Below are 18,811 nucleotides of genomic sequence, written 5' to 3' on the forward strand. Positions count from 1 at the left end.
AGGAGCGGCCCGATAAGCATGTAGTACAAGAGAGTGTGTTATGGACTTTAATCTTAGTGAAGATCAACTGGCCTTTGCCGATATGGCCGAGCGTTTCGCCAGCCAGGAACTAGCCCCTTTTGCAGCAAAGTGGGATCAGGAACATATTTTCCCCAAAGAAACCATTCAAAAAGCCGGTGAGCTAGGCTTTTGTTCCCTTTACACCCCGGAAGAAGCCGGTGGTTTAGGTCTTTCTCGTCTAGACTCAAGCATCATTTTTGAGCAGCTGGCCAAAGGCTGTACCGCCACCACGGCAATGTTGACCATTCACAATATGGCGACCTGGATGGTAGCAAGTTTCGGTACCCAAACGGCGAAAGACACCTATTGCCCAGAGTTGGTAACCGGTGAAAAACTGGCTTCTTATTGTTTGACTGAGCCAGGCAGCGGTTCGGACGCGGCCTCACTTAAAACCAAGGCCGTACGTGATGGTGACCATTACTACATCACGGGTTCAAAAATGTTTATCTCTGGCGCCGGCAGCACAGAAGTACTGGTGGTCATGGCCCGTACCGGTGAAGAAGGCCCCAAAGGCATTAGCGCCTTTGTGGTTCCTGCGGACGCAGAAGGCATCAGCTATGGTAAAGCGGAAGAGAAAATGGGCTGGAACGCACAGCCGACTCGTCTGGTTACCTTTGAAAACGTACGTATCCCAGCGGATCACCTGTTGGGTAACGAAGGCGAAGGCTTTAAGTTCGCTATGCAGGGCCTGGATGGCGGCCGTATTAATATCGCCACCTGTTCAATTGGTACTGCACAACAAGCCTTGAACACGGCGAAAGCCTATCTTAAAGAGCGTGAGCAGTTCGGTAAGCCGTTGGCGGCATTCCAGGCATTGCAATTTAAACTGGCGGATATGAACACCGAATTGGTGGCAGCACGTCAAATGGTTCGCCTGGCGGCGTTTAAACTGGACAGTGGCGATAGCGAAAAAACAGCCTATTGCGCCATGGCCAAGCGTTTTGCTACCGATGTGGGCGTGAAGGTGTGTGACGACGCGCTACAGATCCACGGTGGTTACGGTTACATTAAAGAATACCCGCTTGAGCGTCATCTGCGTGATGTACGTGTTCACCAAATTCTCGAAGGTACGAACGAAATCATGCGCTTAATCGTTGCTAGACGTATTCTGGCCGATGAAGTGAACGAAATTCTTTAGGAGGAAGTTATGTCAGCACAAATTCAACTAGAAAAAAAAGGGCATATTGCCGTCCTTACCATGAGTAATCCGCCGGCAAACACCTGGACTGAACAAACGCTTATCAGCCTTAAAGAACAGGTTGAAGCCCTTAACGCCGATAAAGATATCTTTGCCTTGGTACTGACAGGCGAGGGTGAGAAGTTTTTCTCGGCCGGCGCCGACTTAAATGTATTCGCCAGTGGTGACAAGGGCGTAGCTGCGCAGATGTCACAAGTCTTTGGTGCCGCCTTTGAAGCGCTAAGCAATTTCCGCGGTGTGTCGATTGCCGCTATCAATGGTTATGCTATGGGCGGCGGTCTTGAAGTGGCCTTGGCCTGTGATATCCGTATCGCTGAAGAGCAAGCGCAAATGGCACTGCCGGAAGCCAAGGTGGGTCTGCTTCCTTGTGCCGGTGGTACTCAAAACCTGTCATGGCTGGTGGGCGAAGGCTGGGCCAAGCGCATGATCCTGTGTGGCGAGCGCATTAAAGCCGACAAGGCCAAAGAAATTGGTCTGGTAGAAGAAGTGGTAGCGACAGGTGGTGCCCTTGATAAAGCAATGGCTCTTGCCGAGCAAGTGGGCGACCAAAGCCCGGTAGCAGTAAGCTACTGTAAGGAACTGATTCAAAAGGGTCGTCACGGCGACATCACCAGTGCCTTGCCTTTGGAGCGTGAGCTGTTTGTGAAATTGTTCGACACGCAAGACCAAAAAGAAGGTGTAAACGCCTTCTTGGAAAAACGCAAAGCGAACTGGGTGAACGGCTAATGGATACACTGATCCCTCTCAATAACCCAGAATCAGAGGTGGTGTTTGAGCTGGCTCAGTGTAGCAATGGCGCAAAAATCGCCCTTGCTACCTTAAATGTGCCAAAAGCACTCAATGCCTTAAACCTGAATATGATCCGCTTGCTTGATGAGCAGCTGACTAAGTGGCAAAACGACGACGAGGTTGCCTTGGTGATCATCAAGGGCGCCGGCGACAAAGCCTTTTGCGCCGGCGGCGATGTGGTCAGCCTGCACCGCGCTATGGCCACGGGTGAGCCCAAAGACTATGGTAAGACCTTCTTTAGCGAAGAATACCGCCTGGATTATGCCATCCACTGCTATGACAAGCCGATCATCGTGTGGGGTGACGGCTTTATCATGGGTGGCGGTATGGGCCTGATGGCCGGTGCCAGCCACCGCGTGGTCACCGAGCGCTCTAAGCTTGCCATGCCGGAAATCACCATAGGCTTATACCCGGATGTGGGCGGCAGCTATTTCTTGCAAAAAGCGCCAGACCAGGTGGGTCTATTCCTCGGTCTAACCGGGGCATTAATGAATGCCGATGATGCTCGTTTTGCAAGTTTGGCGGATCACAGCATCGACAGCGAGCGCTTTGTTGAGTTGCTCAGCACCTTGTGTGAACAAAGCTGGGGTAAGGTTTCCGCTCTTAATCACGATAAGCTGACGCAGCTGTTGAAGAAATTCGAAAGCGAGTCCAAGGCGATGGAAAAAGGTGGCCTGCGCAAGCATCAGGCAGTTATCGCCAAGCTAGCCGAATTCGATACTTTGGAAGCCAAGGTGGATTACCTGAGCGGCATAGAGACCGAGGATAAGTGGTTGGCCAAGGCCATCAAAACCCTGAAACACGGCTGTCCGCTCAGCGCACACCTGGTTTTCGAACAGCTTAAACGTGCTCAGGGTCTATCCCTTAAAGCCTGTTTCCAAATGGAACTGGGTATGTCGGTAACCTGCTGTGAGGTAGGTGAATTCCAAGAGGGCGTACGTGCGCTCTTGATCGATAAAGACATGGCACCGAAGTGGCAATATCCCACTTTAGAGAGTGTGCCTGCCGATGTGATCGAACGATTTTTTGCACCCATGGGTGAGAGCCACCCGTTGGCAAGCTTAGCTTAGGAGAAAGGCATGGCTAAAATAGGATTTATCGGCCTGGGTAATATGGGCGCGCCAATGGCGCGTAACCTGATTGCCGCCGGCCACGAAGTGCAAGTATTTGATTTAAACCAGCATGTGGTCAGCCAGTTGGCTGAGGAAGGGGCAATGGCGTGTAAGAACGCCAATGATGTCGCTCAGGGTGCTAACTTTGTGATCAGCATGCTCCCAGCGGCCAAGCATGTGCAATCACTTTATTTAGGCGAAGATGGCTTAATTAACCATCTTGGTGACGATGCAATCGTGATCGACTGCTCAACCATAGATGCGGCCAGTGCCAAGAGCCTTGGCGAAGCGCTAATGGACAAGGGTATTGCCTTTGTTGACGCGCCGGTTTCCGGTGGCGTAGCAGGTGCCGCGGCGGGTACGTTAACCTTTATCGTCGGTGGCGCGCAGGAACATTTCGACGCTGTTGAGCCGATTTTGCAAAACATGGGTAAGAATATTTTCCATGCCGGTGCCATTGGCGCCGGACAAGTGGCTAAAATCTGTAACAATATGCTGTTGAGTATCTTGATGGCGGGAACCAGTGAAGCCCTGCAAATGGGTATTAATCACGGCCTTGATCCTAAGGTCCTGTCTGAGATCATGCTTAACAGCTCAGGCCGTAACTGGACATTAGAGCTGTATAACCCATGTCCGGGTGTGATTGATTCTGTGCCTTCAAGCAACCAGTATCAGCCAGGCTTTATGGTTGATTTGATGGCTAAAGATCTGGGTCTGGCCTTAGAAGCGGCGCAAAACTCAGGCTCGGTAACACCACTTGGTGCGCTTAGCAAAAACCTCTACACCCTGTTGCAAAACCAAGGGGCAGGAGCGAAAGACTTCAGCGCTATTTTTACCCTATTTGAGAAGAAATAAGCATGGATTTAAATAATAAAACCATAGTTGTCACCGGTGGTGCCCAGGGCTTGGGTCTAGCCATGGCGCAAATGGCTGCCGAGCAAGGCGCCCAGTTGGCCCTGATCGATATGGACAGTGCTCTGTTGGATGAAGCCGTGACGCATTTACGTCAGGCCAGTACCAATGCGGATGCAAAAATTAAAGCCTATGTAGCCAACGTCAGTGTTGAGCAGGAAGTGGAAGCAACTTTTGCCGCTATCGCTCAAGACTTTGGTGCCATTCATGGCCTTATCAATAACGCCGGTATTTTGCGCGACGGTCTGTTTATCAAGGCCAAAGAAGGCAAGGTGGTTGATAAGATGTCTCTGGCGCAGTTCCAGTCTGTTATTGACGTTAACCTTACCGGTGTTTTCCTATGTGGCCGTGAAGCTGCGGTACACATGGTTGAAAGCGGCGAGGGTGGCGTTATCATCAACATGAGCAGTGTGGCTCGTGCCGGTAACATGGGTCAGACCAACTATTCTGCGGCTAAATCTGGCGTGGTTGCCATGACGACCAGCTGGGCCAAAGAGCTGGGTCGTTTTGGTATTCGCGTGGGTGCCATTGCCCCAGGCGTTATTCGTACCAAGATGACGGATGCCATGAAGCCTGAAGCGAAAGAGCGCTTGGTGAAGATGAAGCCGGTTGGTCGTCTTGGTGAAGCCGAGGAAATCGCCCATACCGCCAAGTATATCTTTGAAAACGATTTCTTCACCGGACGTGTGGTTGAAATCGACGGCGGTATTCGTTTGTAATCGCCTTATCTAAGTCTAAAAAAAGAGAAGCAAAGTTGATAAAACCTCGCTTCTCTTTTTTATTTTCTGTCAGGGCTAGCGTTAATAAATAACATTATTAATCGGCGTATTCTCTGTAGTTTCCAATCGCTTATCTAGTTGTACGAGCTGGCTATAAACGCTGGGTTTGTAAATCCTTAATCGTTGTGCTCTTGCTAAGTGGCTTGGTTCAATCGCAGTAATTTTTGGCAAGACTAACTTAAGGTTTTCATTCAATTTTCCATTGCTATAACTTTCGTCTAAAAGAAGATCTAACACATCGAGACCATAATGCCCTGTCGATACGGGGATGTCATTGTCGACAAGAAACTTAAGTGCATCACTGTTATGACGTGCGCTGTGCATATATAAATCAAACCCTTCAGCGTCTCTGATATTTAGATTTAAACCCATGTCAGCAAGGTTCACTAATCTAGGTAGCGAATTTTGAATAAGTAGAACAACAGAGCTTGGGGGGATCGGCTCCACTCGATTTTGCCAGGCGAGGGCGTACTTTTGCGGGTTGAATACTAGTGAACGAAATAACATGTCGGTTTGATGTTGGCTCAGTGCAGTGGTGCTCACATAATCTATCAGCTGTGAGTTATCCTGCGCGTTTAGCAAATTACGCAGGTCAGTATCTGAGGTATTGTTTTCATTCCTGTTGGCCTCGAAAGAGAGGCTGCTCAGATAGTGATTAACTAATGCAGGGTCTATAGCATGCAAACTAGCCTCCACCTCAGCCATCGTATTCCTTGCTTGTTCAACCGTATTTCTAATTTCACGATAGGATATTAAACCTTTGGCTGTTCTAATCTCATCGTTAACGCGGGCGCATTTTGTTTCGCGGTCTCTAAATGCGTGTATTTGCATATTTAACTTGTTGATTGCAGCATTTAAAGCATGATTATCGCTGTTACCAGCTTGGTGTTCTTTAACAGGAAGTAATGTTATTGATTCCATTGCTTTTGCTAACCTAGGCGCATTATCCAAGTATTTGCCTATATAGGGGCCAAATACTAAGGGGGTGCCATATCTTACCCAAGTTCGCCCATTACGGTCTTGCTCCAATGTGCCATGGGCGGAATAACCATTTTGTACAAGATATATGATTGTATCTATATAGCGAGTTTGGTTTTCTGCAAGCTCTTCTTTAGTCTGAGGGAGGTTGTGGATAGCCAGATCTAATCCGGTTAGTAACTCGTCTTGGTTCGTAGGTGTGACGCCATGTTTTGCTAGCGCCCGCAGTACAGGAACATTGTGATGGTAAGCCGCTAAATCGGCCAGGTTCGCTATATAAGTAGTTTCTATATTGGGATAAAGAGGTGCTTGGTGTATCTGCTTGGTGTGCTTAATCAGTTCATCGATATAGGTAATGGGGATATCATAAACAATCGCAGCTGCCAGGTCATTTACAGTGAAGCTAAGTCCATTGAGCTGGTCTTTAAATTCTTCGAACGGGATTTGCGTTGCCGCCAATACAAAAAGAATTGAGGGAGATATTGGCAGGTCGCCAGTTATATTTAGCGGTGACTCTTGGTAGGTATTGAATTGCTTGTCGTTGCGCTTAAGTTCAGCGATATCCGATGGCGTTATATTATCTTTCAAACCTAAATTCATGGTAAGCCGAACATTCCCATCGAGCTTATCCAGGTGTGTTTGCAACTCTTTTATCTTATCCCTATCCAGTCCTGCGAGCAGGGTTATCCCATGCATGTTATCAAGATGACGCAATGAGGTTACGACCTCAAAGTTTTGCTTAGCCACATTGTTTGCGGCCTGCTTTATAAGGTCGTTATAGCTTCTGAAATACACAAGAGAGGACGGTTGTTACTAAGATAGACCTCAAAGTAGCTTTTACCGGCAGTTAGTTCTACTTCTATCTCTCGTATAACATCTTCTTGAGCTAAGGTAATTTGCTTCTTAAAGTCACGAGATACGGATGAGCATTGTTTACTGAAGCTCACCAGTCCTTCTAGATTTTTTCGACGCTGGTTACCTAGTTTTTTTAGCGTTTGCTCCGACTGGTTAACGGTAGCAGCGAGCGCTGAATTCGTTTGCGTTGCGTTAGATGCCGTTAGATCATCCTTAGCAGTATATATGATGCCTATGAGCGAGAGCACTATGGCACTGGCAAGCGTTAGTCTATATTTCATCAGGAATCACCATCTAGCGAAGCTGTGTACCCAAAGGGCAAGGGCGTGAGGGTAGAGTACCAGCCTCTACCCTTTAATGGCTTATATGTTGCCGCTTAGTTCTTGCGAATATGCGAGCTTGAGCTTAGTTGTAAACCATGGCCATTGATGTCTGTGGTCATTGAGGTAGAAATGTCCTGCTCGGCCAGGGCCTTAAGTTCAGGCGGCGTTTCTTGCCCATTCGCCTCGTTGGCGGCAACGACAATCTTCATTAATGGTGCGAGGTTAACCGTCATGCCGAGAAGGCCATTGGCTGCAAGCGTTTCGTTTTCCAAAGCGCCAACCTGCTGCTCGGCTTTCTCACCCGTGTATAGCGTAATGTGATTACCCTTTACGGCCAGTTTAACGTCTAAATCGTGCTCCATGCCCATTTCCAGTAGTTCGTTAACCGAGACTGGACTACCGTCGCTCGGCACATTTACACCTGCCATATGAGGTACCAGAGATTTGGCGGTATTGATCAGCGTCATAGGATCGTCGGCACTGAGAGTAAATAGGCCGCTGAACTGCTTAATGTCGGGGGCGTGTGGGTTGGTTAAATCCAAGTCCAGGTCATTAATGGTGACGCTGACACCTTTAACCCCTGCAAACATACCCGTGGCCATGGCGATGGCCATAGGGTTGGCTCCCTGTGCTTGCTCTTGGGCCATTAATAAGGGTTCACATTCAAACTCGGCCTGAGTGAAGGAGCTCCATAAGGTGTTGGTTAGCGAACCCACCTTTGCTACGTCAATGCCATAGCCTAGGCTCAAAATGGCGTCGTCGGCATCGGTAACATGCTTAGGAATAAAGCCACGCAGGGTCGCTAATGCTCCAAGAAGGTCGCTATCACTGCTTTCAAAAATCACATCGACATCGAAGTTAGCATGGCTGCTGGTCACTTCCAGATCTGATGTGCCCCAGACCAGGCCCGGGAACTTAGTTGCGATGGCGGGCAGGTCTTTTTTACAGCCTGGAGTACGTACCGCATCCAAGGCATTGGTTTTACCTGCTTTGGCTATAAAGGTGTCGATCATGGTACCTAGGCGTGAAGGTTTCTCGGCGACTAGGGCCGAAACCAAGGCCTTATTATCGATAAAATTGACCGAGCTGCCATCCCAGCCATATTTATCAGCGTATTCCTGCAGGCGACCTGTGCTCGCCAATGACCTAGTTGGTTTTTTAGCAGCGAGTGCCAGGGCGAGATCGTCTTCACTGCTCACCATATCGCTGTTCAGGGTGAGGGTTAACCATTGCCCCTGGACGCTGAGGACTAGCTCAAGAGACTGGCCTTGCTCTGCTTCAAGGATAAAACGGGTATAAGCGGTGTTATTCAGGGTTTTTTCTTCGTGGCTTATCCCCGCTTTGTCTGCAGCTTCTTTCACCGTGTTGACGAAGGTGTTTGGCTCGGCCAGTTCGATGCGGGCTACGGGCATAATACCAACCGCGTAGCTAAGGTAACGCAATTCGCTGCCAAAGCCCCATATCTTATCGGCGCTTTGTGTGGCTATGGCCTGCTCGTACTTGTTTAGCAGCTCGGCGATAAACACCGCAATCTTGTCGCCGTCTTGTTTTAGCGCCTCGGTAATTTCACTAAACTGACCGCGTTGCTCTTCACTCAATTCGGTTGCGGGTAACAGCTTGGCATATTGCTCATAGGGGAAGGGGGTAAGCTGAGAGGCAAAAAACACAGTGTCAGAGGGCACATAGTCTAGCTCGGCAAGATCTATTTTGGCACTGGACTGATTATTCTGCTGGTAATAGATACCACCACCTAAGGCGGCAACGACCGCAGCACCAATAAGGACTTTCTTCATAAGAACTCCATTTCTAGTTATAATTATTTTGAGCAAAAAGAATACGTTAATGTGTGGCCCTTAACAAGCGCACGGGAATGACGAATTTGTTTCCTATTATTTCGAATAGCTCAAAAAAAGCGTAAACTGAGCAGATAGTTAGCACTTTAACAACCTTGAGGTGGCGGTGGCGCAACGGCCGATCACGAATTTTTACATCAATGAAGAGCAGTCCATTTATCTGCTCTCACATCGTGATGCAAAAAAACATAAGCAATGGCTTAATATTTGTATTAAGCAACTGACCATGCTGGGGTATCGGGATGTCGAGCTGATCGGCTCTGGTGCTTATGGCTTTGTGTTTGCCGGTGTTGATGACAAAGAGCAGCAGTGGGTATTTAAGTTTTCCCGTATTACCTTAGCCCAATCGGTGCGCGATCGTCTTGAAGACGAAGCCTATATGCTGTCTCGCTTCGATCATCCGATGATCCCTAAGTTTTATGCCTTTGAGCGTATTAAAAAACAGGGGATCCTGATGATGGAACGCTCCTTGGGTCACGACCTGGAGCATTTCTCCCTGCGCCTAGGAAAGATATCCGCAAAACAACTGTTGGCTCTGGGGTTGCAATTACACCAATTACTCTTGCTGCTGCGCCAGCATAGAAACGGCATTACACCTACGCCCGTGGTTCATGGCGATATTAAACCTTCGAACCTGGTGTGGGACCCTGATAGTAGCACCTTATCCTTGGTCGATTGGGGCAGCTCCGTCTATGCTCAGCTGGATGCCGAAGGACACCCAGTGGGTGCCAATGTGATGGATTTAATGTCGGCGGATATTACCAACACCAATGCCCGTATGGGGGACGTGTACTTTATCGGTGATGAGCAGATGTCGGGTGCTAAATCGTCGCCGCGTTTTGACGAGCAAGGTGTGGCGTCAACGCTCTATGCGCTGGCTTCGGCTCAGTCATGTCGCTTTGGCGCCCAGGTTATTCCAGCGAGCTCTTTGGGTCTGCCTGTGGAGTTCGCCAGGGTAATCGATGGCATGCTCAGTAAGGACAAGACCACGCGGGACAAGGCCGGTGATTATTTTATTCGTAATATGCCGGCCATGGCGCGAGCCTTTGTGCCGGTCCAGCAGCGCGTTCCGTCTAAGTCGCTGATCCCGTTTTGGAGCTCGGTGGCCGATATCTTGCCCGACACAGTAGTATATAGCTCGCGTAAACAGTTTCTACGCCAAGCCGACAGCGATAAGCGCTTAACTGATGTGAATGATGCTCAATTAGAGCGGTATTATCGGGAGTTTCTGTTCGACACCGGCGATACGGAAAAAGCGTTTCTTGCCGCCATTAGCCGCCTGGCTAAATACCCCGTGGTGGGCGGCCTTAGTTTTCACTGGAAACAGGATAACCTGTTTGTTGAGTCCAGCCTGATCCTTTATGACGAATCCCTGCAACTGGCGTTTCAGGATGCGGTGGACAACACGGTGAAACTGGCCCAGGGCATAGAACAAAAGGGCTTATTTAAGTGTTGTCTGTTTGATGCCAGGCAAACTATTCAAGTAGAGCGAGACGACACCGGCGCATTTGTGTTTGAGCAGTTGCCTGAGCTGAGTTATGACGTAACGGATATTCCCACCAAGGAAATGCTAAGGCCGCACTCCTACTTTGAGGATGGCAAGGATCCGGACGAGCAGTTGCAACTGCCGAAAAAGATCATTCAATGCGTTTTCGAGCTCAATAAAATTCACCATACCGGCTGTATTATCTTTGAGTCATTAGCTCAGCGTTTGAAAATACACCATTATTATCGCCTGCTTGATGCCTCTCAGGAAGCGCGGTTTACCCAGTTACTGAATGAAATTATGCAGTATGCCATGAGCATAGACGGGGTAGGTGTGGCAGGCTTTATGAAGCTACCTTATAAGAACACTCGGGAGTTTTCGCTGTGCGCAAAACAGCCGGATTATTTTTTATCAAAGAACCCAAAAAAACATAGTTGATGCAAAAATTAACATAAGAATGGGGTACGCCAGCGCAGTTTCATAAAGATCTGCGCCACTTTTCTTTTCTATCAATTGCCCGCACATATTATATCTAGTCAGACAAAAAAATAAGACTTGAAAACTGTCTCAAGAGACGGCAGATTGACCTTAGGGACAGCGGAACTTATTAGTCGCTTTTGCTGTCAGTAGTTGTAAGTATTGTCCGTTTTGTGCAAAAAAATATTACCGTCAATTACACGGGGTTTTAGCACTACCGACGATGCCTTTATTACGGAGTCCATGTAATCGGTCGAAGAAACAGAGGTACGGCCACTTATTTTTTCGCAGTCAATAACTGCTCATTTAGCCGAAATAACCCAATGTGGTGATAAGTATGGCTATCTAAAGTGACAGTTCTATTAATTATCCATTACTTGTAGATGATAAAAACACTACAAATGACGAAACTACAATGGTGAGGACTTTACCTATGAAGAGACAAAAACGTGATCGTCTAGAACGCGCCCATTCTCAAGGTTATAAAGCTGGCTTGGCAGGCCGCTCAAAAGAAAACTGCCCCTACCAACAGCTCGACCCGCGATCACAATGGCTTGGCGGGTGGCGAGAGGCCATCGAAGAACGAGCCCAATTTAAAGTCTAAATTTTCAATTAAAACGCCGCTATAAAGCGGCGTTTTTTGTAGCGTTAATGCAGATGATTAAAACGCGCTGGTATCTTGGAAAAGACCTACTTTTAAATCTTTCGCTTCATAGATAACGCGGCCATCTACTTCTACAGTACCATCGGCCATACCCATAAATAGTTTACGCTTAATAACGCGCTTCATATCGATGCGATAGGTTACTTTTTTCGCCGTAGGTAGGATTTGACCGGTAAATTTAACTTCACCCACACCCAGTGCGCGACCTAGCCCAGGACCACCTGACCAACCTAAGAAAAAGCCCACGATTTGCCACATAGCATCAAGGCCAAGACAACCAGGCATAACCGGATCGCCCTTGAAGTGACAGTCAAAGAACCACAGTGATGGGTCAATATCCAGCTCGGCTACGATCTGACCTTTACCATGCTCACCACCGTCTTCGGTAATAGAAACGATGCGGTCCATCATTAACATATTGTCGCTAGGAAGGCGGCAATTGTTCTCGCCGAACATTTTACCTTCACCACACAACACCAAGTCTTCTTTCGAGTAGCTATTCTTACGTTCCATAACACACTTATTGTTTGAAAATTTGCAGCTACTTTAGCGTACACCTGTACGCTAAACAACTCTGAGCAGTCATTTAATGGTCTAGATTTACAGGTTTTTTATTTAATTTATGTGAATCTGGCGTTGTGTCACTGTTACCGGGGCGAGAATCTTCAATAAATCCGCAAAAGGGCAGCAATTTAACCCTTTCCTCTGTATAATTTTGGGCAAAATTATCAATTGCTTGTTAGGCTGACCTATGACTTTGTTTGTCAACGATCTTACCGTTATCGATTTTTCATATTTTTGTCCCGACCGTGGACCGGTAGGAGAAAGTTGGATTGTTGATTTGACCCTGGATGGTGCTTTGAATGATGAGTCCATGGTGCTTGATTTTGGCTTGGTAAAAAAGCAGATAAAGCGCATTATCGATGACAGCGTCGACCATACCCTGGCCGTGCCAATGCAGGCGGATATAAGCCTGATTGAAAATGACGACATGGTGATTCTTGATGCGCATTTTGGTGCCAAGCATCACCTTGCCATGAGTGCACCGCTGCAAGCGGTAAGCAAAATCGATGCGCCGCGCATTGATGAGCAGGCCTTAATCGCACATCTTATTGCCTTGATCACCCCGCAATTACCGGCCAATGTTACCGGCATGGGTTTGCATTTACGCCCGGAGCCAAGCAATAGCTTCTATTATCATTATTCTCACGGCCTGAAAAAGCACGACGGTAATTGCCAGCGTATTATTCATGGTCATCGCAGCACCCTGGGTATAGAGCTCGATGGTATGGCAATGCCGCGCCTGCAAAAACAGTGGGCTGACCGCTGGGAAGATATCTACCTGCTTAGTGCAGAAGATCAGGTTGAAGCGACGCAACTGCAACATATACAAGCCAAAGAGGGTGACCTCTGCAGCCGTTATCGCTCAACTCAGGGCGAATTTGAGCTGGCCATTAGCGCCGAACGCGTTGAAATACTCCCTTGTGATACCACGGTTGAATGTATTGCCGACTTTATGGCGCAAGAATTAAAACGAGAATACCCAGATAAGCAGATTAAAGTAACGGCTTATGAAGGGGTAGGGAAAGGATCCATCAGTTATGCTTAAACGCTTCATTTGTTCGAGTTTAATTACCCTAGCATGTATCAGTAGTTCGCCGGCCGCGGCCAAGGCAGCGCAGTTGCCACAGCCCTTGGTTAAGGGGACATTGACACAAGGTGCCATGCTCATTGGCCAATTGCCCCATGCGCAAAAAGTCGTGTTTGCCGAGCGTGAACTTAAACGCAGCGCTGAAGGCTATTTTGTCTTTGGTATAGACCGTGATGCTGAGCCACAGCAGCAGCTAAAATGGCTTGATAAGCAGGGTAACTGGCAGCAGCTGGACTTTAACGTCAGCCAACGCGAATATAAGATAGATAAAATCGAAGGGGTGGAGCAAAAGTACGTAGAACCACCTAAAGAGGTGTTGGAGCGTATTCGCAGCGACGCTGCCATGGTTCGTGAGGCCCGCGCCAATGAATCGGATTTAACAGATTTTATAGCGCCCGTGTATCGCCCAGCCAAAGGTCGAATTTCTGGTGTGTATGGCAGCCAAAGATACTTCAACGGTACGCCCAAACGCCCTCATTTCGGTTTGGATATCGCCAATAAGACGGGCACGCCCATTTATGCACCTTTACCAGGACGCGTGGTGTTCGCTCATCCGGACCTATATTACTCAGGTGGTACTGTGATTATCGATCATGGCCACGGTATCAGTTCAACCTATATCCATATGCACAAGGTGTTGGTGGAAAAAGGCGAAATGATAAAAACAGGCGAGCGCATCGGCCAAATTGGTGCCACAGGGCGGGTAACAGGCCCGCATTTAGACTGGCGTTTTAACTGGTTTAACACCCGATTAGACCCGCAACTTATGATGATAGACACTTTAGCGAGCGAAGCTAACACGAATGACTAATATCCTAGATAAAGATGCCGTTGTTGCACAGCGTATTCAAGACTCAATTACCCATGTAACCAAAACCGTGTTTCCTGGGCGTACCAACCACCACAACACCTTGTTCGGTGGCGATGCCTTGGCCTGGATGGATGAGGTCGCCTTTATCGCTGCGACCCGCTTTTGTCGCAAGCCTTTGGTAACCATTTCATCAGATCGCGTTGACTTTAAAGAAGCTATTCCTGCCGGTACCTTTGCCGAGTTAGTTTCTAAGGTAGTACACGTAGGTAACACCAGCTTAAAGGTGGATGTCGAAATCTTCCTTGAGACCATGCATAAAGATAACAAGCATTTAGCCATTCGTGGCAGCTTTACCTTTGTTGCCGTTGATGAAAACCACAGGCCAACTCCTGTAGTCTGCGAGCGAATGATAAACGGATTTCAAGACTAATAAGAATGGGAGCTAAGGCTCCCTTTTTTAATCTGTCCACGCATAATGAACACATCATACTTTCGTTTTGACATGATCAACCTTGGCTTTCCCAACTAATCATTAGTTAAAGTTTTTCAAGTGAATGACAAATTGCGGTATTACAAAGGATAAAAAGCCGCGATGCGGCTCTTTTTGAATCTTACTTGGTTTGTCTAAAGCACCATGGCGGCTACCCAACCAAACAGGACTAAGGGAATATTAAAGTGGATAAAGGTTGGCACCACTGAATCCCAGATATGGTCGTGTTGGCCATCGACATTTAAGCCCGATGTTGGCCCCAGGGTTGAGTCTGAAGCGGGGGAGCCGGCGTCCCCTAACGCACCGGCAGTCCCAACAAGGGCTGCGGTAGCCATGGGTGAAAAACCCAGTTGCAAACACAAGGGCACAAAGAGGGCGGCGATAATGGGTACTGTGGAAAACGAGCTGCCTATGCCCATGGTGATCATTAAGCCAACTAACAGGATTAGCAGTGCCGCAACGGGCTTATTACCGGCTATCATATCTGCGGCGCCGCTGACCAAAGTATCTATATGGCCGGTGGCCTTCATGACCTCGGCAAAGCCCTGAGCGGAGATCATAATAAAGCCTATCATCGCCATCATGGCCACGCCTTTAGAAAACACATCCTGATTTTCATGCCATTTGACGATACCAAAAAGGGTAAAGACCATAACCCCAACCAAGCCACCCAGGATCATAGACTGACTCATAAACTGGGCGATCAGGGATAAAACAATAGCCAAGGTGCCGACCAGTAATACCTTGCCTGGGTTTTCAACTTCTAAGGATTTCGCCTCGCTCACCAGGGTGTGATTGTATTCACGTTTGCGACGATAACTGATAAACACCGCCACCAATAACCCCACAAACATGCCGATGGCAGGGATGATCATGGCCTGTGGTACGTCACTTTTGCCGATAACTAAGGCATTTTCAACCAGGTTAAGGTGCAAAATATTGTATAGATAAATACCGCCAAAACCGTAGGGCAGTACCATGTAAGCGGTGGCTAAACCAAAGGTAAGAATACAGGCAATGGCACGGCGGTCCATCTGCAAACGATTAAAAATCGCCAAAAGTGGCGGAATTAAAATTGGAATAAAGGCGATATGTACGGGGATCAGGTTTTGCGAACTTAAGGCGCAAAACAGCACCACGGCCATAATGGCGAAGGATAAAAAACGCTCCGACGTTTGCTCTTTGCCCATTAACACCAATAAGCGCGCCGCCAATAAATTGGTCAGTCCGGACTTGGCGATAGCGACGGCAAAAGCGCCGAGCATGGCATAGCTTAAGGCTATTTCAGCGCCGCCGGAGAGACCTGTGTTGAAAGCTGTGACAGTATCGGTAAGGGAAAGCCCACCGACCAAGCCGCTGACAAGCGCCGCGACCGTCATGGCGACAATGACATTGACCCGAAACAGGGTCAATAACAGCATAAGAAATACGCCGACAATGACTGAATTCATTTTTACCCTATGATTTTTATTGACTTATTTACTACTTTTCTAAACTCTGAGCGCTGTTTTTTTGTGAGCGGTTTCTGCTCGTAGGTGGCTTGGATGTAAAAACGAGAAATTTGCTCCATCTGTGTTTTAAGTCTTGGCGTATGCGTTGCCAGATAGTTTAGCTGCGCCACGGGTGTCAGTTGCTCTGGTGATAAAAGGGATGAATTATCGGCGGCATTAAATAGCTTGGCCAACTGCTTGGCACTGAAGGTCAATTGCACCTTGCGGTGGCGCGAACTGAGGATCAAGATAACAAATAACACCAGGGCAATGCCAATAACCACAAGGGCCATACTGTATTGTGCAAACTGACTGCCTAGCAACTCTTTTAGAAAGTTATTTTGTTTTTCCTGGTCGAACCCAAGCACCCATTTGGTCCAGCGGTAGTCAATTTTCTCTAATTGAATCCGCAGCCAGTTTAATGATTTAAAGCCACTAAGCTGTAATAGTCCGAGATCCAGATTGGCGCGAAACTCCTGTTGCAGCTGGTCGACTTGAGACAAAGAGCCATTCAGGCGCTCAGGAGCGACCACTGAGGTGGCATCAAAACGTTGCCACTGTTCACCATCGTGATATTCCACCCAGGCATGGGCATCGTATTGATATACAGAAAGATAATTACTGTCGCCGACATTTTCTCCACCCAAATAGCCGGATACCAAACGAGCAGGAATGCCTACGCTGCGCATCATAAAGGCACTGACACTGGCATAATGACCGCAAAAGCCACGCTGAGTCTGAGTGAGAAAAATATCCAGACTGTTGCTCCCGGTAATGGGTGTAGGGGTCAGGGTATAAGTAAAACCTTGATAGCGGTAATGCTCATAGAGCTCACTGATAAAAGCGTCGACATTATCACTTTTCGCTAGCAAACGCTTGGCCAGGTTACGGGCCAGCGGGTTGCCTTGTAGTGGTAATTGGGTGTAGTAACGATATTCGTATTGGCTTAGCGCCGCGGGCAATTGTGGACGATAACGCAATGGATATTTAAAGTTCGACGCGGATGGGTCTTGGCGCAGCAATAAACCGTCATTGATGTTTCTGACATCGGCGGCAGGGCTAACCCCATCGCCTAGCGTATAAAGCCAAGGGTTGGCACTTTTTTCCAGGTATATTTGTGCAGAACCTGTATAGGCGGGCCAATCTATATTTTGACGCTCGTAGGCCGGGGCTTTTTCCTTTACCCAAGCCTTGCCGTCGAAACTGGTATGCAACATGGCGCGCCAATAATAAGGCGGAGCTGCTTGATCATCATTGAACTCGGCGCGAAATACCAGTTCATCGGATTTTGCCAAACTGGCGATATCAAAAGGGTCGACGCGCTCATTCAAGCCGGTTTTAGCGGTATTGGCGCCGGGTAACTGCCAAAATGCCGGCATTTTAGGCACAAACACCAGCATCAAGGCCGCCAGAGGCACGGCAATACAGAGCGAATAAATGCTCTTGCGCATGGCTAAACGTGTGGTTGGCAAGCCATTGAGGCTAGCCAGGGCAATGGTTAAGGTGATGAAAAAAACGCCTACAAGTAATGTGCTATACAAGGACTGCTGATAAAGAAACACGGTTGAGATAGAGAAAAAAGTCAGCACTATCACGGTTTGTTGTTGCTTAGCACTCTCTGCCTGTAATAGTTTTAAAATGCTTGCCTGCAGCAGCATGATCACAAACAACAAGACACTTTGTTTTAAATTTACTGTGATAAAGAGTACCGCCAATAAGGCCGCCGCCAGCAGGTTGGTTGCCAGCATGGCTGGGCGTGTGAGCCCCTTGTTTGCTAATAGCAGGTTCCAAAGGCATAACAAGAGCAACAGACTCAACAGCATGGTCGGCAACTCGGCCGACAACATCATCAGGATGCCAATATAAATAAAGCTAAGGGCGCTGCTGGCAAAATTACTCATGGTGTGAGCCCCGCTTTTTATAAAGGGCGAGGGCACGCAGCGCCTTGAGATAATGCTCATCACTGTTATTACAGGCAAGTATAAGGCCTGGCAGTGCGATGGCGATAGGCATATGTTGGATTTGCGCCTGCTCAATACTGTAAGCCATCAGGCTTAAACGATTTTCAACATCGCCAGGGAACTTTTCAAAATCTACTACGTAGGCGCCGTCGGCCTCGGTGATAAATTCTTTGACTAAAAGCTGCTCTCGCTTGGCAAAGTGTTTCCAGGAAATACGGCGGTAATCGGCGAGCTGTTTGTGCTCTTTAAGACCATCGAACTCATCATTACCGGACTGGCTTAAAGCACCGGAAGTTTGTTGCGGCGAGTCATCAAGCGCTTGCTTGTTTAAACCATGATTATGGGGCTGAGGAGCAGGGTAGACATAATAATCGGCGTTCGCATCGAGGTAGCTCCATACTTTTGCGAGACCAAAGGGATATGTGGAAAACACCTTCAATCTCGGTACCTTATAATAGCCTCGCGCTTGTTTCCCACCCTGGATGGAGACATCCTGGCTGCTATCTTCGACCTTCTCAACCAAAGTCGTGCTGCCTTGCCACTGTAATTGAATGGCATAGCTGTTACGTTGCTGATTAGCCAGACTGAGGCGATAAGTGCGTTCTTGATTGGCATAACCACTGGCCACTTCTTTAAATTGCAACTGCAGCCCTTTGATATTGGCGTAGGATTGGATCAAAGACATAAGCACCAGCACTAACATTAAATAGGAGCTCAGTTGTACCAGATTATTTTGATAGTTGGCGGCAAGTATAAAGTTCAGAGCAGCCACCAGGATAAAACCAAAACCCAGTTTTGAGGGCAGCACGTAAACCGTGCTGTGTCCTAAGGTGAGCGACGTGGTTTTATGTTTATCCCTTAGCAGCCAATCTTGTAATTGATGATGGAGTGGGGCGAATGCCTTGCGCAGCAGGGCGGTCAT

The 18,811-nt window shown here is 48.0% G+C and carries 17 protein-coding genes; 10 read left to right on the forward strand and 7 right to left on the reverse strand.

Going from position 1 to position 18,811, the window contains the following annotated elements; translation table 11 throughout:
- The first annotated feature begins 40 nt into the window (after window positions 1-40).
- From C2M35_RS09825 to C2M35_RS09845, 5 genes are read left to right on the forward strand one after another with little or no spacing between them, the layout of a single operon-like run.
- The gene (locus C2M35_RS09825) at window positions 41-1,198 is read left to right on the forward strand and encodes an acyl-CoA dehydrogenase family protein (RefSeq protein ID WP_105189738.1); all 1,158 of its coding nucleotides are present in this window, start codon (window positions 41-43) and stop codon (window positions 1,196-1,198) included.
- Between the two features lie 9 nt (window positions 1,199-1,207).
- Entirely contained in the window at window positions 1,208-1,984 is a 777-nt protein-coding gene (locus C2M35_RS09830) for an enoyl-CoA hydratase (protein WP_105189739.1), read from the forward strand.
- On the forward strand, window positions 1,984-3,117 hold the full coding sequence (locus C2M35_RS09835) for an enoyl-CoA hydratase/isomerase family protein (protein ID WP_105265223.1): 1,134 nt from the start codon (window positions 1,984-1,986) through the stop codon (window positions 3,115-3,117). The genes C2M35_RS09830 and C2M35_RS09835 overlap by 1 nt, the downstream gene beginning before the upstream one ends.
- A gap of 9 nt (window positions 3,118-3,126) precedes the next feature.
- Window positions 3,127-4,014 (forward strand): 3-hydroxyisobutyrate dehydrogenase, encoded by an 888-nt coding sequence (gene mmsB, locus C2M35_RS09840; RefSeq protein ID WP_105265224.1) that lies wholly within the window; start codon window positions 3,127-3,129, stop codon window positions 4,012-4,014.
- A gap of 2 nt (window positions 4,015-4,016) precedes the next feature.
- Window positions 4,017-4,790: an SDR family oxidoreductase gene (locus C2M35_RS09845; protein ID WP_105199013.1), complete on the forward strand. Its 774-nt coding sequence runs from the start codon at window positions 4,017-4,019 to the stop codon at window positions 4,788-4,790.
- Between the two features lie 81 nt (window positions 4,791-4,871).
- Here C2M35_RS09845 and C2M35_RS09850 read toward each other — a convergent pair whose 3' ends face one another.
- The 3 genes from C2M35_RS09850 to C2M35_RS09860 form a co-directional block, all read right to left on the reverse strand.
- Window positions 4,872-6,575, reverse strand: coding sequence for a hypothetical protein (locus C2M35_RS09850; protein WP_105265225.1), 1,704 nt, complete (start codon window positions 6,573-6,575; stop codon window positions 4,872-4,874).
- Between the two features lie 17 nt (window positions 6,576-6,592).
- On the reverse strand, window positions 6,593-6,964 hold the full coding sequence (locus C2M35_RS09855) for a hypothetical protein (protein WP_105265226.1): 372 nt from the start codon (window positions 6,962-6,964) through the stop codon (window positions 6,593-6,595).
- A gap of 95 nt (window positions 6,965-7,059) precedes the next feature.
- Window positions 7,060-8,799, reverse strand: coding sequence for a hypothetical protein (locus C2M35_RS09860; protein WP_105265227.1), 1,740 nt, complete (start codon window positions 8,797-8,799; stop codon window positions 7,060-7,062).
- A gap of 166 nt (window positions 8,800-8,965) precedes the next feature.
- Here C2M35_RS09860 and C2M35_RS09865 point away from each other — a divergent pair, with 166 nt between their 5' ends.
- Window positions 8,966-10,783, forward strand: a complete 1,818-nt coding sequence (locus tag C2M35_RS09865; RefSeq protein WP_105199104.1) for a protein kinase domain-containing protein — start codon at window positions 8,966-8,968, stop codon at window positions 10,781-10,783.
- Between the two features lie 472 nt (window positions 10,784-11,255).
- Window positions 11,256-11,426, forward strand: coding sequence for a ribosome modulation factor (gene rmf, locus C2M35_RS09870; RefSeq protein WP_105199011.1), 171 nt, complete (start codon window positions 11,256-11,258; stop codon window positions 11,424-11,426).
- Window positions 11,427-11,483: 57 nt separating this feature from the next.
- Here rmf and fabA read toward each other — a convergent pair whose 3' ends face one another.
- Complete coding sequence (gene fabA / locus C2M35_RS09875) at window positions 11,484-11,999, reverse strand: bifunctional 3-hydroxydecanoyl-ACP dehydratase/trans-2-decenoyl-ACP isomerase (RefSeq protein ID WP_105199010.1); 516 nt, start codon at window positions 11,997-11,999, stop codon at window positions 11,484-11,486.
- A gap of 238 nt (window positions 12,000-12,237) precedes the next feature.
- On the opposite strand from fabA, the gene C2M35_RS09880 reads away from it, so the two are divergent.
- The 3 genes from C2M35_RS09880 to C2M35_RS09890 are packed head-to-tail and all read left to right on the forward strand — an operon-like array spanning window position 12,238 to window position 14,378.
- The gene (locus tag C2M35_RS09880; protein WP_105265228.1) at window positions 12,238-13,095 is read left to right on the forward strand and encodes a 6-carboxytetrahydropterin synthase; all 858 of its coding nucleotides are present in this window, start codon (window positions 12,238-12,240) and stop codon (window positions 13,093-13,095) included.
- On the forward strand, window positions 13,088-13,948 hold the full coding sequence (locus tag C2M35_RS09885) for a M23 family metallopeptidase (protein ID WP_105215923.1): 861 nt from the start codon (window positions 13,088-13,090) through the stop codon (window positions 13,946-13,948). Before C2M35_RS09880 ends, C2M35_RS09885 begins: the two co-directional genes overlap by 8 nt.
- Complete coding sequence (locus C2M35_RS09890) at window positions 13,941-14,378, forward strand: acyl-CoA thioesterase (RefSeq protein WP_105265229.1); 438 nt, start codon at window positions 13,941-13,943, stop codon at window positions 14,376-14,378. Before C2M35_RS09885 ends, C2M35_RS09890 begins: the two co-directional genes overlap by 8 nt.
- 194 nt (window positions 14,379-14,572) lie before the next feature.
- Here C2M35_RS09890 and C2M35_RS09895 read toward each other — a convergent pair whose 3' ends face one another.
- Genes C2M35_RS09895 through C2M35_RS09905 form a run of 3 tightly spaced genes read right to left on the reverse strand, consistent with a single transcriptional unit; the run spans window position 14,573 to window position 18,811 of the window.
- Window positions 14,573-15,889, reverse strand: coding sequence for a Na+/H+ antiporter family protein (locus tag C2M35_RS09895; protein ID WP_105265230.1), 1,317 nt, complete (start codon window positions 15,887-15,889; stop codon window positions 14,573-14,575).
- 2 nt (window positions 15,890-15,891) lie between these two features.
- Complete coding sequence (locus C2M35_RS09900; protein ID WP_158677957.1) at window positions 15,892-17,829, reverse strand: transglutaminase family protein; 1,938 nt, start codon at window positions 17,827-17,829, stop codon at window positions 15,892-15,894.
- On the reverse strand, window positions 17,822-18,811 hold the full coding sequence (locus tag C2M35_RS09905; RefSeq protein WP_158677958.1) for a DUF58 domain-containing protein: 990 nt from the start codon (window positions 18,809-18,811) through the stop codon (window positions 17,822-17,824). Before C2M35_RS09905 ends, C2M35_RS09900 begins: the two co-directional genes overlap by 8 nt.

It is taken from the genome of Pseudoalteromonas sp. T1lg76 (genome assembly GCF_002964725.1).
Lineage (GTDB): Bacteria > Pseudomonadota > Gammaproteobacteria > Enterobacterales > Alteromonadaceae > Pseudoalteromonas.